General features: G+C 36.0%; 24 protein-coding genes and 2 tRNA genes. 18 read left to right on the forward strand and 8 right to left on the reverse strand.

What is annotated here, in order from left to right; all coding sequences use genetic code 11:
• Positions 1 to 225: 225 nt before the first annotated feature.
• Positions 226 to 1,248, reverse strand: coding sequence for an o-succinylbenzoate synthase (locus HNP38_RS06500; RefSeq protein ID WP_184186291.1), 1,023 nt, complete (start codon positions 1,246 to 1,248; stop codon positions 226 to 228).
• Positions 1,249 to 2,265 carry a class 1 fructose-bisphosphatase gene (gene fbp / locus HNP38_RS06505; protein WP_184186294.1) on the reverse strand — a complete coding sequence of 339 codons (1,017 nt, stop codon included), beginning with the start codon at positions 2,263 to 2,265 and terminating at the stop codon, positions 1,249 to 1,251.
• 312 nt (positions 2,266 to 2,577) lie between these two features.
• On the opposite strand from fbp, the gene HNP38_RS06510 reads away from it, so the two are divergent.
• The 7 genes from HNP38_RS06510 to HNP38_RS06540 all read left to right on the forward strand — a co-directional run bounded on the left by HNP38_RS06510 (position 2,578) and on the right by HNP38_RS06540 (position 8,838).
• Positions 2,578 to 3,816, forward strand: a complete 1,239-nt coding sequence (locus HNP38_RS06510) for an aspartate kinase (RefSeq protein ID WP_184186297.1) — start codon at positions 2,578 to 2,580, stop codon at positions 3,814 to 3,816.
• Between the two features lie 22 nt (positions 3,817 to 3,838).
• Positions 3,839 to 5,680, forward strand: coding sequence for a lysophospholipid acyltransferase family protein (locus tag HNP38_RS06515; RefSeq protein WP_184186300.1), 1,842 nt, complete (start codon positions 3,839 to 3,841; stop codon positions 5,678 to 5,680).
• Positions 5,681 to 5,782: 102 nt separating this feature from the next.
• Positions 5,783 to 5,855: transfer RNA gene (locus HNP38_RS06520), tRNA-Phe, on the forward strand.
• 104 nt (positions 5,856 to 5,959) lie between these two features.
• Positions 5,960 to 6,032: transfer RNA gene (locus HNP38_RS06525), tRNA-Phe, on the forward strand.
• A 335-nt stretch (positions 6,033 to 6,367) separates the two neighbouring features.
• Positions 6,368 to 6,622 carry a phage integrase SAM-like domain-containing protein gene (locus HNP38_RS18185; protein ID WP_184186303.1) on the forward strand — a complete coding sequence of 85 codons (255 nt, stop codon included), beginning with the start codon at positions 6,368 to 6,370 and terminating at the stop codon, positions 6,620 to 6,622.
• A gap of 39 nt (positions 6,623 to 6,661) precedes the next feature.
• Positions 6,662 to 6,913 (forward strand): IS630 transposase-related protein, encoded by a 252-nt coding sequence (locus HNP38_RS06535; protein ID WP_184186306.1) that lies wholly within the window; start codon positions 6,662 to 6,664, stop codon positions 6,911 to 6,913.
• A gap of 242 nt (positions 6,914 to 7,155) precedes the next feature.
• Positions 7,156 to 8,838 (forward strand): helix-turn-helix domain-containing protein, encoded by a 1,683-nt coding sequence (locus tag HNP38_RS06540; RefSeq protein WP_184186309.1) that lies wholly within the window; start codon positions 7,156 to 7,158, stop codon positions 8,836 to 8,838.
• Positions 8,839 to 8,981: 143 nt separating this feature from the next.
• On the opposite strand, the gene HNP38_RS06545 is transcribed toward HNP38_RS06540, so the two are convergent.
• Together HNP38_RS06545 and HNP38_RS18085 are read right to left on the reverse strand one after the other, a co-directional pair.
• A complete protein-coding gene (locus tag HNP38_RS06545; protein ID WP_184186312.1) occupies positions 8,982 to 9,179 on the reverse strand; it encodes a hypothetical protein in 198 nt (65 codons plus the stop codon).
• Positions 9,180 to 9,229: 50 nt separating this feature from the next.
• Positions 9,230 to 9,355: a hypothetical protein gene (locus tag HNP38_RS18085; protein WP_262888900.1), complete on the reverse strand. Its 126-nt coding sequence runs from the start codon at positions 9,353 to 9,355 to the stop codon at positions 9,230 to 9,232.
• A 331-nt stretch (positions 9,356 to 9,686) separates the two neighbouring features.
• Here HNP38_RS18085 and HNP38_RS18090 point away from each other — a divergent pair, with 331 nt between their 5' ends.
• The 7 genes from HNP38_RS18090 (at position 9,687) to HNP38_RS06575 (ending at position 15,949) form a co-directional block, all read left to right on the forward strand.
• A complete protein-coding gene (locus HNP38_RS18090; protein ID WP_262888901.1) occupies positions 9,687 to 9,821 on the forward strand; it encodes a hypothetical protein in 135 nt (44 codons plus the stop codon).
• Between the two features lie 401 nt (positions 9,822 to 10,222).
• A complete protein-coding gene (locus HNP38_RS06550; protein WP_184186313.1) occupies positions 10,223 to 10,363 on the forward strand; it encodes a hypothetical protein in 141 nt (46 codons plus the stop codon).
• Positions 10,364 to 10,785: 422 nt separating this feature from the next.
• Positions 10,786 to 12,672, forward strand: coding sequence for a prenyltransferase/squalene oxidase repeat-containing protein (locus HNP38_RS06555; protein WP_184186316.1), 1,887 nt, complete (start codon positions 10,786 to 10,788; stop codon positions 12,670 to 12,672).
• On the forward strand, positions 12,666 to 13,853 hold the full coding sequence (locus HNP38_RS06560; protein WP_184186319.1) for a peptidase, M50 family protein: 1,188 nt from the start codon (positions 12,666 to 12,668) through the stop codon (positions 13,851 to 13,853). Before HNP38_RS06555 ends, HNP38_RS06560 begins: the two co-directional genes overlap by 7 nt.
• Before the next feature lie 120 nt (positions 13,854 to 13,973).
• The gene (locus tag HNP38_RS06565; protein ID WP_184186323.1) at positions 13,974 to 15,149 is read left to right on the forward strand and encodes a thioredoxin family protein; all 1,176 of its coding nucleotides are present in this window, start codon (positions 13,974 to 13,976) and stop codon (positions 15,147 to 15,149) included.
• Between the two features lie 9 nt (positions 15,150 to 15,158).
• A complete protein-coding gene (locus tag HNP38_RS06570) occupies positions 15,159 to 15,740 on the forward strand; it encodes a DUF3575 domain-containing protein (RefSeq protein ID WP_410493766.1) in 582 nt (193 codons plus the stop codon).
• 2 nt (positions 15,741 to 15,742) lie between these two features.
• Positions 15,743 to 15,949 (forward strand): hypothetical protein, encoded by a 207-nt coding sequence (locus tag HNP38_RS06575; RefSeq protein ID WP_184186330.1) that lies wholly within the window; start codon positions 15,743 to 15,745, stop codon positions 15,947 to 15,949.
• On the opposite strand, the gene HNP38_RS06580 is transcribed toward HNP38_RS06575, so the two are convergent.
• Positions 15,946 to 17,142, reverse strand: coding sequence for an exo-beta-N-acetylmuramidase NamZ domain-containing protein (locus HNP38_RS06580; protein WP_184186333.1), 1,197 nt, complete (start codon positions 17,140 to 17,142; stop codon positions 15,946 to 15,948). The two genes, HNP38_RS06575 and HNP38_RS06580, sit on opposite strands and share 4 nt — an antisense overlap.
• A 4-nt stretch (positions 17,143 to 17,146) precedes the next feature.
• Here HNP38_RS06580 and HNP38_RS06585 point away from each other — a divergent pair, with 4 nt between their 5' ends.
• Both HNP38_RS06585 and HNP38_RS06590 read left to right on the forward strand, forming a co-directional pair.
• A complete protein-coding gene (locus HNP38_RS06585) occupies positions 17,147 to 18,376 on the forward strand; it encodes an ABC transporter permease (RefSeq protein WP_184186338.1) in 1,230 nt (409 codons plus the stop codon).
• A gap of 200 nt (positions 18,377 to 18,576) precedes the next feature.
• Entirely contained in the window at positions 18,577 to 19,560 is a 984-nt protein-coding gene (locus HNP38_RS06590) for a PLP-dependent cysteine synthase family protein (RefSeq protein ID WP_184186342.1), read from the forward strand.
• 50 nt (positions 19,561 to 19,610) lie between these two features.
• On the opposite strand, the gene HNP38_RS06595 is transcribed toward HNP38_RS06590, so the two are convergent.
• The 3 genes from HNP38_RS06595 to HNP38_RS06605 form a co-directional block, all read right to left on the reverse strand.
• On the reverse strand, positions 19,611 to 20,138 hold the full coding sequence (locus tag HNP38_RS06595; protein WP_184186346.1) for a hypothetical protein: 528 nt from the start codon (positions 20,136 to 20,138) through the stop codon (positions 19,611 to 19,613).
• A gap of 240 nt (positions 20,139 to 20,378) precedes the next feature.
• Positions 20,379 to 20,681 (reverse strand): chaperone modulator CbpM, encoded by a 303-nt coding sequence (locus HNP38_RS06600; RefSeq protein ID WP_184186349.1) that lies wholly within the window; start codon positions 20,679 to 20,681, stop codon positions 20,379 to 20,381.
• A 3-nt stretch (positions 20,682 to 20,684) separates the two neighbouring features.
• Positions 20,685 to 21,593, reverse strand: a complete 909-nt coding sequence (locus HNP38_RS06605) for a DnaJ C-terminal domain-containing protein (protein WP_184186352.1) — start codon at positions 21,591 to 21,593, stop codon at positions 20,685 to 20,687.
• 93 nt (positions 21,594 to 21,686) lie between these two features.
• Here HNP38_RS06605 and HNP38_RS06610 point away from each other — a divergent pair, with 93 nt between their 5' ends.
• Entirely contained in the window at positions 21,687 to 22,886 is a 1,200-nt protein-coding gene (locus HNP38_RS06610) for a dicarboxylate/amino acid:cation symporter (protein WP_184186355.1), read from the forward strand.
• A 215-nt stretch (positions 22,887 to 23,101) separates the two neighbouring features.
• Positions 23,102 to 23,632: a hypothetical protein gene (locus tag HNP38_RS06615; RefSeq protein WP_184186358.1), complete on the forward strand. Its 531-nt coding sequence runs from the start codon at positions 23,102 to 23,104 to the stop codon at positions 23,630 to 23,632.
• Positions 23,633 to 23,668 lie beyond the last annotated feature (36 nt).

The following is a 23,668-nucleotide window of genomic DNA, read 5'->3' on the forward strand; positions in this document are numbered from 1 at the left end:
TAAGTAAATTACTTGGCTGAATAATAATCTATATGTTAAATATTTAAACTCCCAAAGGAATGGCACAAAGATTGTAAATCTACACACAGAGAAATACTAAATTTTTTTATCATGGAAAAAGTTAAAAGAACGTTTTCTCATATATTATTATATATCAAGAAAACAATTTTCGTAAAAGACGTGATTTAATTTAACTGAGTATCAACAAAAAAACACACAAAAAAATTATTCGACCCTATCATTACTATTCTTAAAAAACAACCTGTCTCCTTTTAAATCCAACTGACTTTCAAAGTTATTCGTGAAGAGGCCTCCCGTTCCTAAACCCTGTGGCATTATGCTGTTTTTGGTATAGGTATATTGGGATATTGCGTTCAGTCCTATATTGCTTTCCAGTGCGGAAGTGATCCACCATTTTACATTTTGTTGCTCAGCAAGGGAAATCCATTCATCAGAACCTGAAAAACCTCCAATAAGAGAGGGTTTCAGGATCACATATTGTGGTTTTATTGTTTCTAAAAGCTTTTTCTTTTCATCCAGCTCAGTAATACCAATAAGTTCTTCGTCCAATGCGATCGGAGTTGGTGTTATTGCACATAAGTCTGCCATCCCTTTCCGGTTACCGGCTTTGATCGGCTGCTCTATGGAATGGATATGCAGATCGGCAAGCTGCTGCAAAACAGTTTTTGCTTCTTCCGTGGTAAATCCGCCGTTAGCATCTACCCTCAATTCCAATTGAGCTTTTGAAAATTTCCGCCTTAGCTCCTGAAGGATCTTATGTTCTGATTTCCAATCGACTCCAATTTTCAACTTGATACAATGAAAACCTTTCTTCAGCTTGTCCAGGATCTGTTCTTCCATATAGCTGACGTCTCCCATCCAGATCAGGCCGTTAATAATGATCGGGGATTTATCTTTTGTAAATTCACTTGGAAAGTAGAGATTACTTCCGTTTTTTAAATTCAATACAGCCTGTTCATATCCGAACCAGATGGAAGGAAATTCTTTTAATTCTTCTTTTAAGAATTCAGGATCCTGACGGATGTTTTTGCAAAGCCATTGTAATTTTTCTTCATAATCAGGCCTGTCATCAAAACTCAGACCTCTGAAAACCGCACACTCCCCTGTTCCTTTCTTTCCCTGATCTGATATTTCAAGAATAAAGGTCTCCTTTTCATGCAAAACGCCTCGGGATGTTCCACCCGGGCGTTTGAACTGTAATATATATCTGAAATATTCTGCTGTCATTTACTTTACGCTGTCGATTCGCATAAATTCTTCTGCTTTTTCCACCATATCGATACTTCCACAGAAAAAAGGGATCCTTTGATGAAGCTCCGTAGGTTCCACTTCTAAAATTCTTCTGAAACCGTCTGTCGCTTTTCCTCCGGCCTGTTCCGCTAAGAACGCCATCGGATTGCATTCATATAATAACCTCAGTTTTCCGTGGGGTGCCTGAGAATAAGACGGATAGATATAAATTCCTCCTTTCAGCATATTCCTGTGAAAGTCGGCTACCAAAGACCCGATATACCTTGAAGTATATGGACGGTCGCCTTCTTCCATCTGGCAATATTTAAGGTAGTTTTTAACTCCCTGTGGAAATTTGATGTAATTGCCTTCATTGATGGAGTAAATTTTACCGGTTTTCGGAAACTGCATGTTCGGATGAGAAAGATAATAAGTACCTAAAGAAGGATCAAGGGTAAACCCGTTTACACCATTCCCTGTTGTATAAACAATCATCGTTGACGAACCATAAATCACATAACCTGCTGCAATCTGGTTGATCCCTTTTTGCAAGAAATCTTCCAATTGAACCGGAGTTCCCGGTTCGGTAACTCTCCTGTAAATCGAGAAAATTGTTCCTACAGAAACGTTAACATCAATATTTGAAGAGCCGTCAAGCGGGTCGATCAGTACAACATATTTGCTCAAATGACCATTTTCTCCACATTTAATGTCAATAAAATCATCATTTTCTTCAGAAGCAATACCACAAACAACTTCTCTCTGTGACAAAGCGGTAATAAAAATATCATTGGCAATCACATCCAGTTTCTGCTGCTCTTCACCCTGAATATTCTGGTTTCCCGCCGTTCCTGTAATATCTACAATTCCTGCTTTGTTTACCTCTCTGTTTACTATTTTCGAAGCCAGTCTTATTGCACTCAGAAGACGTGAAAACTCACCCGTAGAATACTGAAAATCCTCCTGCTTATCAATAAGAAATTCTCCTAAAGTCTGTAATGATTGTTCTGACATGTTTTACTTTTTACGTTTTCTCCAAATTTCGTAAAATTTATTGCATTTTTAAAAATTAATTCACAAAACATATTAAACACTGATTTTCAATACAATACATTAATTATTTGATAATATATACAGAAATATTTGTAAAAACCACTTCCAATATTTTGAAGCAATCCGAATATTTTGAGATAATTTTTAATTTTAATAAAATCTTAAGTCCATCCAGCAACCAGGTTATTTCATATCTCAGTGTAAATTTATAATTTTGATCTCCGTAAAAAACTCAAGTGATTTTTATCTAACCATTTTATTTTTAACAATTTAATGAAAATTTTCAAGTTTGGTGGAGCATCCGTAAAGGATGCGGAGAGTGTAAAAAACGTATCTATGGTCTTAAAAAGCCAGGGTTTTTCCAAATGTCTGCTGGTGATTTCAGCCATGGGAAAAACAACTAACGAATTGGAAAAGGTTGTGGAACTTTATTTCAAGAAGGATAACTATCAAACAGAAATTGAAAATATAAAACAGAAGCACATTGAGATTGCAAAAGGGCTGTTCCCTGAAAATCATGCTGTTTTTGCCGAAATCAATGTATTCTTTGATGATATTGATTCTTTTTTAAGAAGAAATAAATCTCCCAACTATAATTTTGTCTATGATCAGGTGGTGAGCTGCGGAGAAATGATCTCCACTAAAATCGTAAGCGAATATCTGAACGAAATACAATTCACCAACCAATGGCTGGATGCCAGAGACTACGTAAAAACAGACAATTCTTACAGGGAAGGTGTAGTAGACTGGGGAAAGACAGAAGAATTTATTTCTACTTTAAATCCTGAGGTATGCTATGTCACACAGGGTTTTATTGGCTCTGATGAGAACAATTTTACGGTAACCCTGGGAAGAGAAGGTTCCGACTATTCTGCAGCTATTTTTGCATATTGTTTAAATGCCGAGGCCATGACAATCTGGAAGGATGTTCCGGGGGTGATGACAGGAGATCCGAGAAAATTCAAGGATGTTACTCTACTTTCCAATATTTCATATGAGGAGGCCATTGAAATGGCTTATTACGGTGCCAGCGTAATTCACCCGAAAACATTACAGCCTTTACAGCAAAAGAGTATTCCTTTTTACGTAAAATCTTTTGTAGATCCTACGAAAGAGGGAACCAAGGTAGGGGCATCTGATAAAAATCAACAGCAGGAGTCTTATATCCTGAAGGAAAGCCAAACTCTTTTAAAAATATCTACAAGGGATTTTTCTTTCATTGCCGAAGATCACATGAGTTTAATTTTCGGATATTTGTCCAAGTATAAAATTAAGGTTTCCCTGATGCAGAATTCAGCAATTTCCTTAGCTTTATGCCTGGAAGATAAATTTAACCATATTGACGAACTTAATGAGGAACTTCAGAAAATATTCAAGACTGAAGTGGTAAAAAATGTATCTTTATTCACCGTAAGAAATGCGAACATAGATAAGATTGATAAATTTTACCAGCAAAAAAGTGTATTACTGGAACAGATCTCGAAAAATACACTTCAAATGGTAACACAATAAAACTAATAGCGACTAAGCACACATGAGCCTAATTTCGAAAAACGATCTAATTAAAGCTTCCGGCTTAAGTAAAATCGGATTCCTAAAGAATCCGGTAGCATCTGCTGTGATGAGCATTGCTAAAATAAATGAAGTAAACAGACTGTATGATACACTAAAAGATAAGGAAGGCAAAGACTTTTTCGACTCATTTGTAAGGGAAAGAAATTTAAGTTACATCGCTTTTGAAGAGGATCTGGCCAAGATTCCCAAAACAGGACCTTTTATTCTTGTTTCCAATCATCCGCTGGGTGCCATTGACGGGATCTTAATGTGCAAAATATTAACGGAAGTACGCCCGGATTTTAAGGTAATGGGAAATTTTCTCCTGGAAAAAATAAAACCCATGGAACCCTACGTTATTTCCGTGAATCCTTTTGAAGGCAGAAAAGAGGCGTACAACAGTTCCTCCGGGATGCGCGAAACTTTAAAACATCTTCAAGAGGGAGGCTGCGTGGGAATTTTCCCGGCAGGGGAAGTTTCCAACAAAAATAATCTTTACGGGGAAATTTTAGATAAAGAATGGGAAAAACCTGCCCTTAAACTTATCAGAATGGCAAAAGTGCCGGTAGTTCCCATGTATTTCCATGCAAAAAACAGCCGCTTGTTTTATCAGGTAGCCAAACTTCATGCGAATTTACAGACCCTTATGCTTCCTGCAGAGATGATGAATGAAAGGGAAAAACCGATCCGCATCAGGATAGGAAGACCTATTGCGGTGAAAGCAATGGATGATATGGAAACCATTGAAGAACTGGGAGAATTCCTGAAACGTAAGGTTTATATGATGAAATCTTATTATGAGAAAAGAAAATCTCTCGCCCAGACCATTAACCTTCAGAATTTATCTATAAAATTCCCTTTGCTTAGAGAGGAAAATATTGTCCAGAATATTATTGATGAAACTCCGAAAGAAGATATCCTTAAAGATATCAGCAAACTGAAAGGTACTGATAAGATGCTTTTTAGCAATGGGAATTATGAAATATACTTTACTTCCTACGAAGAGATCCCTTCTGTAATGAGGGAAATCGGAAGGCAAAGGGAACTTACATTCCGTGCCGTAGGAGAAGGAAGCAATCTTCCTTTTGACCTTGACGAGTATGATAAGCATTACCATCATCTTTTCCTTTGGGATAATGCCGAAGAAAAACTTGTAGGTGCCTACAGAATGGCTTTGGGTAAGGAGGTGATGAAAAAATCCGGGATCAAAGGATTCTATACGAGTTCTCTTTTTGAATTTGAGCAGGACATCCACCCTTTCTTTAAAAAAGTAATCGAAATGGGCAGGGCCTATATCTGCCAGGAATACCAGCAGAAACCTCTTCCGCTTTTTCTTTTGTGGAGAGGGATCGTACATGTATGCTTAAGAAATCCTGATCACAAATTCCTGATGGGTGGTGTGAGCATCTCCAATAAGTTTTCCGAGTTCTCAAAATCACTCATGATTGAGTTTATGCGTTCGAATTATTATGACTCGGCAGTGGCCCAATATATCACTCCTAAAAATGAGTACAAGGTAAAGCTCAGAGACCGTGATAAAAACCTGTTCTTTGATGAAATGGAATCTGATCTTAATAAACTGGACAAGATCATTGATGATCTGGAGCCTGAATTAAGGCTGCCTGTCCTGATCAAAAAATACATCAAGCAAAACGCAAGGGTTATAGCCTTTAATGTAGACCCTAATTTCAATGATGCAATAGACGGGCTGATGTACATCCGCATCAGTGACCTTCCTGAAAGCACCATCAAGCCTGTTTTAGAGGAAATGAGCGAGCAGATCAGGAGTGAACAGGAAAATAATCCGGCTGAAAATCAATAAGTTTTATCCCGTCCTTAAAAAAGATTTGTTAATACTTGCTTCATATGCGAAAAGTTACTACTTTTGCATCACTTTAAAACAACGAAGTAAAAAACAACAAATGGTTTCTTAGCTCAGTTGGTAGAGCAATGGATTGAAAATCCATGTGTCCCTGGTTCGATTCCTGGAGAAACCACTAAAACCACCTTAAATAGGTGGTTTTTATTTTAAAGCTTGCAAAATATAGTATAATTTTATTATTTTTGCCTTACCTCGAAACGATGAAGTAAAAACAACAATGGTTTCTTAGCTCAGTTGGTAGAGCAATGGATTGAAAATCCATGTGTCCCTGGTTCGATTCCTGGAGAAACCACAAAAGTTAAACACAATTTAACTTAATCAATCAAGAAAATTCCTTTTAAACAATGTTTAGAAGGAATTTTTGTTTTAATGATGTTTAATAGTGTTTTATCAAATTTAGTCCTTTCTTGTCCCTTTATGTTGTCCCCGAGGACAATTTAAAAAGATTTTTGGTGGTATCACAGACTGATTTTGGAACAAAAAATAGAACTATGAACATTGCATTTTTTTAAAAGAGCCTAAAAAGGCAACCGAAACAATGGTATATGTTTCAGCACCGTAAAAGGTCAGAGACTAAAACGCTCCACAGGGGTAAAAGTAAAACCCTCACAATGGACAGGGACGAAAGTGAGACAACTCGCTCCCGAAGCAGTAACTAAAAATCTTAAAATCGAAAATACTATCAAAAGCCTAAAAGAGAAGAAAAAGGGAATCCTAATAGTCTTTGATAAATTTATAGAAGTTAGAAGACAAGAAAAGTCTGAAAATATAGTAAAGACCTATAGGACTTGTAAAAACCATTTAGAAAAATTTTCAAATGAAACAAAATTTAATTTATCGTTTGAAAATATCCCCTCAATTTTCATGATGAACTATAGTTAAATCATTATAATTCGTCATATAATTTTTATACTTTTAAATATGACGTGTTCAATAGACTTTCGCAAACAACTATTTAATATTAAGCATCAGGATGATCTTACTTTTGAAGAAACCAGTGAGAGATTTGGGGTTCCCATAAGAACATTGTTTCGATGGCAAAAGTGTATTGAACCTAAAATAAAACGTAACAAACCTTCAACAAAATTGGATATGGAAGCCTTACGAAAAGATGTTGAACAAAATCCTGACCGTTACCAATATGAGCGAGCCAGGAAATCTGGTGTAGGTTAGAGTAAGATATTTTATGCTCTGAAGCGTTTGGGGATTAGTAATAAAAAACATCATTCTATCCCAAAGCCAATGAACTTCTCAAGGCTTATCTTTCAACTCAAATTGTAAGCTACCCAATTTTGTCCCCATTCAAAAAGAATGAATTTACACTAAAATGCATCTACATTGTATGAGTTTCTAAGTTATTTATAGACATATGTATGTTACTTCTCTTTTAACCATTATATTAGTCAAAAAATCAAATGAGAAAAAGAATATTTATATTAATACTATTCATGGTACTTACCTCTGTATCGTCTCAGACTAAAAAAGAAACAGAGCTCTATAAAAGTAAGTTCTTCCTATATCAAAAAATAGGGGTTGACAGTGCATTATCCTATTTAAATAAGGTTTTTTCTTCAAAGGATAATATTGACCTGGCATTTGCCTATACTGCAAAGAGATACCTGCTGACTATTACCGGTAAAAACCAGAATGACAAAAACTATCTTTTAAATATTAATTCTCTTTTAAAAAAAATTCCAGAAACCGAAGAAAATTATACAGACCTGTCCCATATCTATAATATTTTAGGGAATACGGATATGGCCAATCAACTGCCAAATGATGCATTAGGAAAGTTTATTAAAGCCGATCTTTTTGCACAAAAAAATAATGATATTAAGCAGCACATAAAAATTAAAGGAAATATTGCTTACATAAAACTAAATGTAAAACAAACTGACGAGGCTATATCGGAAATCCATGAAGTCCTCCGGCTTTTAAAAGAGAACAGGCACTTATATGAAAAAGAAAGCTTCGAAATTATTTATAATAATACGTTTTCAAACTTGGGACACTTATATTCTGATAAATTCATTTCTGATGTTCAAAAAAATAAAAAGTACGCTGACAGTGCCCTACAGAACTTTTATCAATTGCTTAACATCACAAAAGATAAAAAATTGTTGGCCGGTACTTATCTGAAGCTGGGCACATTAAATAATAAAAAAAGAAATTATTCAAAAGCATCAGAATATTATGACAAAGGCATGAGTATCTATGATTCCCTGCAGCTTAAAGATGATATTCTGAATCTTAAATACAATATTGCAGTAAATCACTATGAGTCCAATGACTACAGAAGATCAAAAGCTATCTTCCTTGCATTATCCCGTTCGATGGAAAAAGATTCTATCATGAATATGGATTACATATTTGCACAGGATTATCTTTCCAAAATTTATACAAAAGAACAAAAGACAGATTCTGCAGAATACTATAATAATAAATTCTTTGATCTGTATCAGGAAAACTCTGAGATAGAGAAAAAAAATATTGCTGATCTTTACAGGGCGATCAATTCCAAAAACCTGAACGATGAAATCCATAAAAACACAGATCTTCTAAAAACCCGTTTATTTTTAATAATTATATTGGTTTTGCTGGCCGGGTGCATCACAACCTATTTAATGTATCAGCTACGCAAAAAGAAAAAGACAGAGCAACGGCTGAATGAAAGATTATCCCAGATCAAAAGCAATAGTGTAGATACGGGCAGCCCTGTTAACAAGAGCTTTACAATCAGCAACGAAAAAGAAGCTGAAATTATGACCAAACTGCAGGAGCTGGAAGAAAAAAAACATTATCTGAAAAAAGAGTATAATCAGGTATATGTTGCCAAAAAACTTGGAACCAATACTACTTACCTATCACAGGCCATCAATAAGTATATGAAAAAATCTTTCAGCGAATATAGTAATGAATTAAAGATCAACTATATCCTAAAGGAGTTATCAGAAAATAAAAAAATAAGAAGTTATACGACTCAGGCTCTGGCTGATATGATAGGGTATAAAAGTGGGATTTCTTTCTCAAGGACATTTAAAGAAAAAACGGGTGTTACCCCGTTTCAGTATATCGAAAAATTAAATGCTGAAGAATAATCCTGCATACTTTGCAGACCTTTCACCATATCCAGGCTATTATCAGCTCCCTTCCACTCCCCTGCCAATTTTTCATTTTCCTTTCCTATTTACCCCTTTAATAACTAAACAGGTATGCTTCTAACGCATTCATGATACAATAATTATAATAAAATATGCTCCGGGCAAATGTCGATACTTGGAAGCGAAAGTTTTTGCCTCTCAATACAATCCACACTTATAGTCCCGTTACCCGATCCGTTATTAGTTCCTTTAGGTTTAGTCTCTCTCTCTCCACCCATAACCTTCGATTGCTCGCTTCTTGTTAATTTTTTCAATGCTGAGTTAAATTGTGCTTTCATATTAAAGTTTTCTTTTTTGTCAATTTTTAATTCTGATTTATAATTAATGTTTATACAGTTTTTATATTTCCGCCGTTATTAGTACCTCCTCTGTTTTCATCTATTAAATATTGTTTTTTATAATAACCCTTAATAGCTTCTCTCAACAGTTTTTCGAATCTGATCTTTGCTCTCATTGCATGTATTTTTTGGTTTCTATAAAAATAGAAATTAATATTTCCGGAAAAGTAAAATAGAAATCCGGAATAAAACAAAATGAATTAAACAATTAATAATCAATAATATACATTCTAATTTACAGTAAATTTTTTATAAAAAATTATACCTCTTTTCATAAAAAGTTTGTTCAAAAGCTTTTTTATCGGCTCAAATTAAATAAGATTTGTACCAATTATTCTTGTAAGGAATTTTATGTAAAAGTTTACACTATCTAAAATCCTTTTACCACAGATCCTGGCTAATATATTAAGCATAAGGAATAAACCGATGCCTGAAAAAGAAGGTCAAATGTTTAATTATAAAATCATTCCAATGAAAAAAGAAAATCAATTACTGGAGAACTTCCAGGTGGAAGAACTTGAAAAAAGGTATGAGATGGCATGGGTCACAGTGAGGCCTATAGATCCGCATCTTCCGAACTAATTCATTATCAAATGAGGAATATATCGATGCCTTAAAAGAAGATCATGTAAAACAATAAAAACGACTACAATGAAAAAACAAAATCAATTACTGGAAAACTTTCAGGTAGAAGAACTTGAAAAAAGGTATGAAATGGCATGGGTAGAATATGTGCCTTGCCCTCAACAGCCTAATTAATCTTAAACCTTATTCAAATGAGTACCCAACAAATGATAACAGATTTTCAGGTAGAAGAACTTGAAAAAAGATTCGAGATGGGCTGGGTGGAGTATAATCCATGCGAGTGCCAGCCGAAATAGCAATATCCGGCACGGATAATTCAGGACTTATATATTCCATTAAGAAAAGAAGGACAACCTATGCCGGTTAAAAAATTATTTAATCACAAAATTTTTATCATCATGAAAAAAGAAAACCAAATTCTGGATGTCTTTTATGTGGAAGAGCTTGAACAGAGATTTGAAATGGGCTGGTATACAGTGAGCAACGGCACTACGGAATGTAATATGCTTACAGGGGAATGCTATACAAATGCACAGTGAATTATTCCAGAAACAAACCCGTATCAGGGTAAAACTTAAGATAAAAATATTTGTTTAACATTAATTCTAAAAAAATGAATACAAAAAATGAACTATTAGATGTTTTTCAGGTTGATGAACTTGAAAAAAGATATGAAATGAATATTTGGGATTGTGTCCAGCCATGTTAATTAAAAATTACATAAATGATCCAAATTCATATTATTCCGAATAATAAATCATCAAATTAAAATAGTATTTACTATGAAAAAAAGCAATCAATTACTAGAAAATTTTCAGGTAGAAGAACTTGAAAAAAGGTACGAAATGGGTGGCTGGCAACTAGAAATAGACGAACTCCCAAAGTAATGAGATCAGATTATATCCCGTAAGATATAATCTTGATTTTTATAAACATATATATCACCACAATCACACTTAATATGATCAATACAGACCAGATAAAAAAAACAGACAAATCACCGGAATATTATCAGTACTATCCCCGGCTGTTCAGTGCTTATTATCCGAAAATCAATACCTCCTTTATAGAAGACCTTTCCAAAGCAGGATACATCTATTATCAGTCTGTATTATTTACAGATTCATTGATTGATGACAAAGATTTTTCAAAAATACCTTACATCCAGATCTATCAGGAAGAAACCATAAAAATCCTTACTTCCATCTATGGCAGAGAAAGCATTTTCTGGAAATATTGGGGTAACAGGCGAAATGAATATTTTGAAGCTGTTGCCATTGAAAAAGGGCTATACATAAAAAATGAAATTGATATATCCGTTTATGAAAACCTGGCAGATAAAAAATCAGCATTTGGAAAAGTGGCGATAGACTGCCTGCATGTTCTTGACAATGAATCCGGAACAGATGTATATGAAAAACTCATTACATCTCACCACTATTTTTCGGTAGGGTTTCAATTGTATGATGACATAAAAGATTTTAAGGAAGATTTTACTAAAGATCAGTTCAACTGGGTGGTTTATGAATTATCCAAAAAAGTAAACTTCAAAGACTACGATAATAATGTGCTGATCCTCAACAAACTTATCTATATAGAAGAAATTGCCCAGAATATTCTTTCAAGATCCATAGAAAATTTCAAAAAATCAATTTCTATTCTTGAAACGCTAAACATAGAAAGTGAATGGCTCAAAATAAACCGGGACATGCAAAAAACCATTGAAAGCTATTTGGATGTCACCGAAGGATATATAAAAACTTTAGAGAAAAAATTTGAAATAAAAAATTCAGGAAACCCTGCGTCAGGCTTCTTCAATTATTCCTCTGTTGAAAATGACAGTATAAAAAAAGGACTTCAATATATTGAAAATGACAGTAAAGAAAATTTTGCGGAACTCAAACACTATATGTATCTCAGTGAACGGGAAGACTTTAACAATACCTCTCAGATCCATGCCTCCGATACCTTTCAAAGAGCAATGCTTAATGACTGTCTATGGGATGTTACCCGGAATTATAACTTAGACACGCAAATATTTTTTCATGCAGAATGTGATTACCTTGCCAACAGAACCAATAAAGATGAAGTGGGCGGATGGGCTTATTTCCCGACTGTTAAAGAAATTGCAGCGGATATAGACGATCTGGGGCAAATCATTCAGCTATTTATAAAATGTAACCGGCCGGATCTTATAGAAAATCTTTGTACAAAGCCTATCCTGACTGCTTTGGAAAACAGAACGGATGCCGACGGAGGAATAGAAACCTGGATCATTCCCAGATATTCCCAAACGGATATTCAGAAACTACAGGAGTACTTTAACGTAACAAAATGGGGAAAAGGACCTGATGTTGAAGTGGTTGCCAATTTTGTATATGCCCTGCAAAAATTACAGGATGATAAATACCGGGACTATATAGAAAATAGTATAAAATACATCCTGTCTCATCAGCACGAAAAAGGATATTGGGAAAGCAGATGGTATTATGGCAATTATTATGGCACCTATGTCTGCCTAAGGCTATTAAAAGAATTTGGCGATGTATATAAAGAAGACATCAATGAAGCTATAGATTATATTATAAATAGCCAACACGATGACGGCGGATTCTCTGTTTCACCGGAAGCATCTACCGATCCTTTGAATACTGCTTTTGCATTACTTTCATTAAAATTGTGCTTCCCAAAAGACCATCTACCGGTTAAAAAAGCCGAAAACTACCTGATAAATTCCCAGGCAGAATCCGGATTCTGGAAAGAGGTAGATTTCATTAAACCTAAAGCACAGGAACCTTATAAAAGTAAAACAATAACAACCGCTTTTGCACTGAAAGCCCTATGCTAGAAGAAAAAACAAATAATAGGATCCCTGAACTTTCAGATAACCTGCACTTTAACAAATTATCTGAAAACGATTACATACTGTCCAATTCAGACCACAGGCATTATGTAAAAATCAATACGGAGGTGTATCACCTCCTGTCACTCATTAACGGTAAAAAATGCATAGAGGAAATCACTGATGAATATAATAAAAGCTATAATGCTGCACTGGATGCCGAAAAAGTATATCTTCTCCTGTATGAAAAACTGGTCGTGTACGGCATTCTAAAAGGGCATAATGAGAAAATAAAGGAATATGAAAAACCATCTTATCTCACTTTAAGCTTCATTATCATCAATGAAAAATTACTTTCCCGGATTGTAAAAAAATTCTATTTCCTTTTTCATAAAAAGAAGGCATTTTATATCCTGTTTTTTTGCTTATTGGTGATGTCTGTCATTTTATATTTCAATTTTGACCTTTACAAATCATTCCAGTTAAACCAGAGCCTGATCTATTTCTTTATGATCATGACGATCAGCGTTACATTTCATGAGATCGGGCACGCCACTTCTGCCAGTTTCTTCGGGGCAAAACACGGCGGGATAGGCGGGGGATTTTATCTTCTGACACCAGTGTATTTTGCAGATGTAACAGATATCTGGAGATTGAATAAAACCCAACGGATCGTTGTCAACTTATCCGGAATGTATTTTGAACTGGTGATATGCACATTATTTTCCATAATTTCTCTCATTTTTAACAATTATACCTTACTGATCATTTCTGTCATCGTTTGCCTTAAAACATTGTTTAACCTAAACCCTTTCCTGAGAAGTGACGGTTATTGGGTGGTATCAGACCTTACCAATAAACCAAATTTACTTTACCATTCATCCGAAAAACTGAAAGATATTTTCAGGCTGATCTTTAAAGGAAAAAAAACGCAGTGGAAACGTACAGATTATATTTTATTATTATATGGGATGATAAGTTATTCCTTCATAATCTTTTTTCTGTATTATGTATTAATTAAAAATCCTAATTCCATCATTCATTTTCCGGAAAACCTATATGGTTTTTTTGAAAATCTCTTTAAAAAAGATTCCCATATTTCACTCGTACAGTATGGAGAACTCATAGTCCCTATCATGTTTTTTTTATTATTATACAGGTTCATAAAATCCCTTTTAAAAAGATAGATCATGGAGAAAACAATTTTCTTTATCCATAAAGCTTTTAGTATTAACACTATTTAGCACTTTCTTTATAATATTTCAAATTAAAATTAATTATCTTCGCCTATTAATTATCATTTGGAAATGAAGAAGATTATCTCTGGATTATTTATTTTTTACTCCGTTATCATATGGGCGCAGGAAGCCATTGCCTTTCAGGATGTGCCGTTCAAAGACCTTATTGCCAAAGCTAAAAAAGAAAAGAAAATAGTTTTCATAGATGCCTACACTACATGGTGCGGGCCCTGCAAAATGATGGAAAAAAATGTTTTCACCAAAAAATCAGTTGGGGATTACTTTAATGCCAATTTCATCAATGGCCGGTTTGATATGGAAAAAGGAGAAGGAAGAGAAATTGCTGCCAGATACGGGGTACGTTCCTATCCTACCTATCTTTTCCTGAATGGTGACGGGGAATTGGTCTCACAGAATTATGGATATATGGAAGAAAGCATGTTCCTGTCAATGGCACAGGACGTCAACTCTCCCAATAATAAAAAAGGCTCTCTCAAAGAACGTTTTGCACAAGGCGAAAAAGACCCGGAATTCCTGATCAATGTAATGAAGCTGAATTCTTCTTCAGATTTTGATTTTGCCAAAAAAGCTTCCGAAAGATATTTCGAAAACAAAAAGAATACTGATGAGCTTTCAAAAGAAGATGTAGGATATCTATTATATTTCTTAAAATCTACCGAAGATCCTAATTACAAAGTTTTCGCATCCAGAAAATCAGAGATCATCAAGTACTTTCCGGAAGAAACCTATAAGCAATTTGATGACCAGATAAAGCTTTCCAAAATAGTTGAGGCATCCATAGACGAAAAGAACAAAAAGATCGACGAAGAATATTTCCTGAAAAATGCAGTACCCTTGGTAGGAGAACATGAAGCAATGGCCAAACTGAACCAGACCAAGCTGGGCTATTATGAGCAGAACAGTAACTTTGCAGAATATGAAAAGGCAGCTTTGGACTATTATAAAAACCCGGATTCCTTTGAACCCAACGAATTGTTGAAAGCCGCATGGATATTTTCTGACAGTATAAAAAACAAAGCCTCTTTAAAAAAAGCCGTTGAATGGGCAGAAAAATCAGTAATGAGAGGCGAAACTTCTGAGAACACCTATATTCTGGCAAAACTCTATTTCCTTACGGGGAATAATGAAATGGCTAAAACATATGCTGAAATGTCTAAAAATTTAGCCGTTGGAGCTAAAAAAGATGCTACCCTGTCAGAAGGATTGTTAAAGCAAATTAAATAGAACCCGATGTTGAAATATAAATTCCTTACCGGTTTTCTTACCTTATTTCTATTAGGGAGTCTAAAGGCACAGGAGCAGGAAAAAAGCCTGTATGTAAAAGCTAACGCATTATTTATTCCCATCGGAGTTTTCAATGCCGGTCTGGAATATCAGCTAAACTCCAAATATACTTTGCAGGGGGATGTATTTATTTCGCCGTGGAAATCCTTTGCCGGAAATCATGCCCAGATATATATGGGGCACCTGGAAGGGAGGTACTATTTTAAAGAAGCCTTTAAACATTGGTATATAGGGATCAACGGCGGGTTAGGATTATTTGACCTTACCAAATGGAACTACAGAGGAACAGAAAAATTCCAGCGCGGATTCAATGTTATGGCCGGAGCTACCGTAGGCTACCAGTTCCAATGGAAAGAAAGATGGAATATTGATGTTTACTTAGGAGGTGGTACTTCACAGGGTTTTTATCATGGTTACGAGAGCGTTCCTCCGGACAGCTTTATCAGATATGACGGTGCGGAAGGCTGGAACAGAAGCGGGGAACTTATTCCGTACAGAGGAGGTATAATGATTTCTTATAAACTAAAATAAGTATGAAGCTGTTTGGGAAAAACCATATCATCATTTCAGTGATTACCTTTGTGATCCTTTTTTCAATGAACTACATAGGAAACGATCTTCCGGATAAACTGCAAAGAGCCTTATTAACTGCTTTTTGTGGTGTTATCGGCTTATCGATCGGACTTTTCATCATGAATAAAGGGAAAAATGACAAGAATCCTCCCCAAAACTTTGATTAATCCTCATAAATAACATATCGGGTCCTGATTTTTTCAAACTTATCAAGATCCGGTTTCCATGAAGCTTTGATCTCAGGAATTGATTTTCCTGCAATGATCTGTTTTCTCAGCTCATCATTTCCTACCAACGTATCAAACCATAAGTTCTTAAGGAAGAAGTCCTGATCAGGATTATTATAGTTCTTATAAGCCTTGATCACCCACTCCAGATTCAGTTCACGCAGATCTGTCGCGTAATTGGATAAATTTTCACCATAGCATAATTTCCCGTTTAAGAACGGGTCTTTAGCCCCGAAATTCGGTTTTGGAGTAAACTGGTAAGGAAGCCCCTTCGTCCAGGGTGAACCATATACCTGAAAAGGAATATCCGTTCCTCTTCCAGCAGATACCTGCGTGCCTTCAAAAAAACATAAACTCGGATACAGGTTGATCGCTTTATCATTAGGTAAGTTCGGAGAAGGCTTATCTGAGATCGGGTAACGCTGCTTTTTATGATAGTTCTGCATCGGGATCAGGGTGTACTTTGCCTGTATCCCGTTCTTCAGCCATTTTTCACCATTCACCATTTTCCCGTATTCGCCGATTGTGAGTCCGTACACTACAGGAACCTCATGCATTCCCACAAAGCTGGTCCATTTTTTCCTTAAAACCGGTCCGTCTGTATAACCGTCATGCGGATTCGGACGGTCAAGAACCATTACTTCCACGGCATTTTCAGCCCCGGCTTCCATTAAGTAAGTCAATGTGGAAATATAGGTATAGAATCTCACTCCTACATCCTGAATATCAAAAAGAACAATATCAATACCTTTCAACTGTTCCTGTGAAGGTTTTTTATTATTACCATACAGAGAAACAATAGGAATCCCTGTTTTGGCATCTACCCCGTTTTTCACGGTTTCCCCGGCATCAGCATTCCCTCTGAAACCATGTTCCGGAGCGAAAATTGCCTTTATTTTAATATTATTCTTAACCAGAAAGTCTACAAGATGAGTCCTGTTCTTCATAAGGCCGGTCTGGTTGGTAACTACACCAATCGTTTTGTCCTTCAGCAAAGGAAGATACAGTTCCGGGCGGTCTGCTCCGGTTTTGAAACAGTCTTTATCTTGGGTCTGAGAATAATATTGATTGAATACTCCTAAAAAAATTAGGCAAATAAAAAGTAAATTTTTAATTTTGAAATCTAAATTCATAAGCTTGAAATTTCCTTTATATTTCTCTAGAAAAATAGCATTTTCCAAAGATAACAAAAATAACCTTTCACGGGTTATTATCTTCATAGGCAGGCTTTCTGTGGCTTTAGGGATTATTGTTTCACTCATCACGGTAGCTACCGGATTCGGGTCAAAAAAAGCGATCAAAGAAAGGCTGGCAGATTTCAGCGGGCACATTACCGTAAAATCTACAAGATCAAACTCCTCCTATAATACTTCCGTTCTTGATAAACAAGGATTGAATATCCAGAAAATAAAGGAGCTTCCGGATGTGGAAAGCACACAGAAATATGCCATGATCACAGGGATCATGAGGAACGAGCACAGCTTTGCCGGGATCATCTTCAAAGGGGTCGGAAAGGATTTTGACAGCCTTCGGTTTAAAAAGTTCCTTCTGGCAGGTACCTCCCCGAAAGTAACCGAAATTGGCTACTATAACGGGGTTACCATTTCTCAGAAAATAGCCAATGACCTTCATTTAAAAGTAAAGGACAGCATCGTTACCGTATTTTCAAAAGCCGATCAAAAGCCAATCTACCGGAAGTTTGAAGTCGTAGGGATCTATAAAACGGATATCAAGATGATTGATGACCAGTTTGTGATCGGAGGAATCAACCATGTAAGAAAAATTCAGGATATGAAACCTGACGAAGTGGGCGGTATCGATATTTTCCTGAAAAATGTAAATGATATCGACAAAGATTTTCCCGAGATCGAAAAACTGATCGGCTATAAGAACTATGCGGAAAAAGCCACTGAAAAATTCCCGCAGATCACCGACTGGATAAGCATTTTTGACACCAATATTGCACTGATTATCATTATCATGTTAATTGTTGTGGTAATCAATATCATCATGGTTTTACTTATTCTTATCATCGAAAGGACCAATTCCATAGGATTATTAAAGACCCTGGGAGCCAGCAACTCACAGATCAGGGCTACATTTATCAATTATACCCTCATCATTATGATTCCCGGACTTTTGTATGGCAATGCTATAGGCCTGGGCCTGATCCTGATGCAGAAATTTTTCGGAATTATTAAACTTAACCCTGAAAACTACTATGTAAGTACGGTTCCTGTGGATTTAAATCCTATTGTAATTGTATCAATTTCACTAGGAATTCTTATCATTTCCGCATTCGCCCTGATCATTCCAAGTTATCTGATCAGTAAAATTTCTCCGGTTAAAGCAATTAAATATAACTAGTTTTAATAGTATTTCATACATCCGGACTGTCCTTCCATGTTTGCATCAGTGAGATTCCTGCGAAACGGCAAGAATATCGTTGATTGTTATGCATTGTATTCCGCATTCATAATAAGATCGTTCTATTTGAGCATTAATTCTTAATTATTCATTATTAATTACCCGAAAGCACTATCTTTGCACCGCTTATAAAACCATTTATGAAATACGCAAAAAATATTCTCGAAACTATAGGAAATACTCCTCTTGTTAAGCTTAATAAGGTATTGGGTGAAGATTTTCCGGCATTAGTTTTAGCAAAAGTAGAGACTTTCAATCCCGGGAATTCCGTGAAGGACAGAATGGCTCTTAAAATGATCGAAGATGCTGAAAAAGACGGCAGATTAAAGCCCGGAGGAACCATTATTGAAGGGACTTCGGGGAATACAGGCATGGGACTGGCCCTTGCTGCGATCATTAAAGGTTATCGATGTATTTTTGTAACCAACTCCAAGCAATCTAAAGAAAAATGTGATATCCTTCGTGCGGTGGGTGCCGAGGTCATTGTATGCCCTACAGATGTGAAGCCTACCGATCCCCGTTCTTATTATTCAGTCTCAAAAAGGCTGGCCAAAGAAACAGAAAACGGATGGTACGTGAACCAATATGATAATTTATCCAACAGAGCCGCTCATTATGAGTCTACTGCTCCTGAGATCTGGGAACAAACGGAAGGTAAACTAACCCACTTTGTAGTAGGTGCCGGCACCGGAGGTACCATTACCGGATGCGGAACCTTCTTTAAAGAAAAAAATCCAAATATTAAAGTAATTGGTGTGGACACTTACGGATCGATTCTTCAGGAATACCATCAAACGGGTGAAGTACACTTAGAGCATGCTTATACCTATATTACGGAAGGGATCGGGGAAGACATCATTCCTGAAAATTATGATATGTCCGTGATCGATCACTTCGAAAAAGTAACGGATAAAGACGGTGCAGTCTATGCGAGAAAACTGGCCAAAGAAGAAGGGATCTTCTGCGGATATTCAGCAGGTAGTGCCATTGCCTCTCTGGTACAGATGAAAGACCAGTTCACCAAAGATGATATTATTGTTGTACTTCTTCACGACCACGGTTCAAGGTATGTCGCCAAGGTCTATAATGATGACTGGATGAAGGAAATGGGCTGGTTAGATTAATCCGGCTTTTCATAAAATAAAAAATCAGGGTAAAGTTTTACCCTGATTTTTTATTCCTTAAAATTTTTTCTTATTGCCGCCGTAAGCATAATATAATCGTCAGTGCTCATTGATTTTTTTGGAAACATATAATTGTATTTTCCTTCCAGGGAAACATAATCATCATTAATATCAGCCGTCTCAAAATCCTTCCATAAGCTTGATTCTTTCTGATCGTCCATATTTATTTCAAAAGATTCATTGTTAAATCTGATCTCATAGGACTTGCTGGCTTCTACAGATTTTAAGTACTGCTCTACTCCTTTCTTCCACCTCACTACATTATTTACACTTACTGAAAGAAAAATAACGCACAGAAGGAATAAAAAGCTCAAAAAATATAAGATCCCGAGGTTTTCCTCCCCCAGCCTGTTTTTTAAAATGAGTGCTGCCAGCAGAATGGCTCCGATGATCAGAGTGGTGGTCGTTTTTCCTTTTGTAGTAGGTGATAACAACAGGCTGGCCTGATTACCATTGAAATAGATTTCTTCAAAAATTCTTCTGTCTGTTTTCAACTTAATGACTTTCTCTTCATTCATACTTATTTAATCTAAAAAAATTAAGGTACAAAATAATAAAAAGCTTTTCTAAAAACTTAAGTTTATTGTAAAACACATAAGGACTAAGGATTATAATACGTTTGAATTAACTTGTTGAAAAAATCTTTGATTTTCTTTCTTAGGTGAACTTCTTATTTTCAATATATTAGCCTTTGAAAAACTTACATGTAAGATATTTAAATAAAAGTTTAAGCAGTTTTTTGTTTAAAGTTTACAAAGCTAAATATCTTCATATCGGTCACCGATTGCCGAAAGCTTCTTCAATAATTCCTGATTGGCTTTCTTCAGTTCCTCCATTTTCTGGAGCATATCATGGATCACTTCCAGACCCGGAAGGTTGATTTCAAGATCGTAATGCCAGTTGGCAAACCTTTCAAAAGCCGGCAGGTCTTCATAAAGCAGATAGCGGATCTCATTTTCGGTCTGTATTTTCAGGAGGCCACAATCCACCAGTTCATCAAAAAAAGTGATCTCTATATTATATATTTTTACGAGTTCTTCCCGTGATATTCTTTCACTCATGGCTCAGGTATTTTTAAGTTGTTCAAAAAGTTCTTTCTGCCTGTCTGTGAGATCAGTCGGCAACTTTACTTCGTAAGTCACAAACAGATCACCAAATTGTCCCTCCTTTTTATATACAGGAAATCCTTTTCCTTTCAGTCTTACGGTTACTCCGTTCTGGATTCCGGGCTTTACCTTAAGATTCACACCTCCATCCATTGTATTGACTTTTACTTCCCCTCCTAACACCGCAGTGTAAAGGTCTACCATGACTTTTGTTTTCAGGTCATTTCCTGTTCGTTCAAAATCAGGATCCGAAGGAATATGGAAGGTAATATAAAGGTCTCCGCCCGGCCCGGCATTGAAGCCGGGGTTTCCGTGTCCTTTCAGCTTGATCTGCTGGCCGTCATATACACCCGCAGGAATGGTGATTCTTACTTTTTTACCATTGATGTCAAAAGTCTGCGGATGTGTTTTTGCAGCATCCCTCAAACTTAAATTCAGTTCGGCGTGTATATCCTGGCCTTTAAATTTTCCCGAAGCACTTCCACGTGCATTTCTTCTTCCAAAACCGTCCGTTCCTCCGAACATACTTTTGAAAAAATCTGAAAAATCCTCATCCTCACCAAAATCCCCGCCCGAAAATCCGCTGTAGTTCTGCTGCTGATACTGCCTTTGCTGCTGCTGAGCCTTCTCATATTCTTCACCATGTTTCCAGTGTTCCCCGTATTTATCATATTTGGCTCTGTTCTCAGGATCTCCCAGAACTTCATTGGCTTCATTCAGCTCTTTGAATTTCTCTTCGGCAGTTTTATTATCAGGGTTAAGATCAGGATGGTATTTTCTTGCCAGTTTTCGGTAAGCTTTCTTGATCTCATCCTGCGTTGCGCTTTTATCTACGCCTAAAATTTTATAGTAATCTATATAAGCCATAGAAACGATATTTACTCAAATTTAGGCAATCTGCCCCTGAAAATAATATAATGGTATGTTAAAAATAAGCCTATCTTTGATAAAAAGCATGGCATGGGCGAGGTATTGAAAAACTACTCCGGAATTATATTTTTGTTATTGGGGATCACTATCGGAAGCATTATAGGGATCATGGCACCCGGCGTTGTAGAGTATATCAAGCCTTTAGGAGACATTTTCCTTAATCTGCTTTTTGTAAGTGTGGTTCCTCTGGTATTTTTTGCGGTTTCCAATTCCATTGCGTCTCTGGAACAGCAATCTAAATTCGGGAGGATCATTCTGGTCATGTCTTTTACTTTTTTGCTCTTTATATTGATTGCGGCCGTTTTCACCATCTGTGCCGTATACCTGTTCCCGGTTTCCTCCGTTTCAGGAAGCACTGAAATAGTGAATGAAAGTGCAAATAACGACAGCTGGGGAAACAGGATCGTAAGCTTTTTCACCGTTGGGGAATTCACTGAGTTGTTTTCCCGGAGAAATATGCTTGCCCTGCTGATATTTGCTTTTCTAACGGGTTTTGCAGCAAGAAAATCAGGGGAAAAAGGACAGCCGTTCAGGATTTTTATAGCCTCCGGGTATGAAGTAATGAAAGAATTGCTCTTGCTCATTATGAAAATAGCCCCAATTGGGTTGGGAGCCTATTTTGCCTATCAGGTAGCTACTTTAGGACCTCAGCTTTTCGGGTTTTATGCCAAGCCCTTAGGATTATATTATATCGCCGGAATTATTTATTTCCTGGTCTTCTTCTCTTTATATGCTTTTCTGGCCAATGGGCGGAATGGAATTAAAAGTTTCTGGACCAATGCCATTTATCCCACTCTTACGGCCGTAAGCACCTGCAGCAGCTTTGCCACCATGCCTGCCAATCTGCAGGCGGCTTCCAAGATCGGTATCCCGGCTTCCATTGCCAATCTTGTGATCCCAATTGGGACTACTTTACATAAGAACGGCTCTGCCATGTCTTCCATTATTAAAATCTATGTTGCTTTTTTAATTATCGGGAGAGATTTTTTTGATCTGTCCAATCTATTGCTGGCATTGGGAATTACAGTATTTGTAAGCATTGTTGCAGGCGGTATCCCCAATGGAGGCTATATTGGGGAAATGCTGATGATTTCTGTGTATAAACTGCCGCAGGAAGCTGTTCCGGCAGTGATCATTATTGGGACTCTGGTAGACCCTTTGGCTACGGTTCTGAATGCAGTAGGAGATATTGTGGCGGCAATGTTTGTGAATAGGTTTGTGAAGACCTGATGCTTTAGTCTATACAAAAAATAAAAGTCTAAACCATTTTAATAGTAAAAATTTTATTTTTTGAACCATTAAGAATATTAAGATAAGCTTTGCTTTAAACTTAAAAATCAGAATGATTGACCTTAATGATCCTTTATTTCTTAAATTCTCCTTAATAGTTTAAAAATACCGGATACTTTTTGATAAGTCTAAACACGTTAAATTAAAAAATGTTCATGAATACTTCTTTTTTTAAGAAAATTGGTTTGTATGATTTTCTGAATATTGAAACTGAGATGAGTAAGCCCGAACTCATTCAAAAATTAAAGAAAATGAGCTATGAGAGCAGTCTCGACATCTTTTCAGTAGCAGATTATGCAATCCCCAACAGATTTGAATACAAAGGATTAATAAATGAAAATAATTTTATACTCAGACGAAGAAAACATTTTTTTGATTCGAAAAACCCAAACCCTAATATAACGGGAATCATTGATGAAAAAAATGGAAAAACATTTATAAAAACTGAATTTATGCCTGCAAAATATCTTGTTCTGATTCATATTTTGCTAAGCCTCCTTTTTCTGGCAATATCTTTCGCTGTAAATGAAACAGGTATTAAAATTTTTATACTGGTGATGTTGCTGATAGTAAATTCCAGCCATTACTTCGCAATGAAAACCGCCATTAAAAAAAACAAATATGACTTTGAAAGAGAATTAAATTACATCATTCAGAAAAACAATTATTTTAAAGGTTATCAATAAAAAACACCTCAAATAAGAGGTGCCTGGTTATTATAT

This window comes from Chryseobacterium defluvii (assembly GCF_014204415.1).
In the GTDB taxonomy this organism is placed as follows: domain Bacteria; phylum Bacteroidota; class Bacteroidia; order Flavobacteriales; family Weeksellaceae; genus Chryseobacterium; species Chryseobacterium defluvii_A.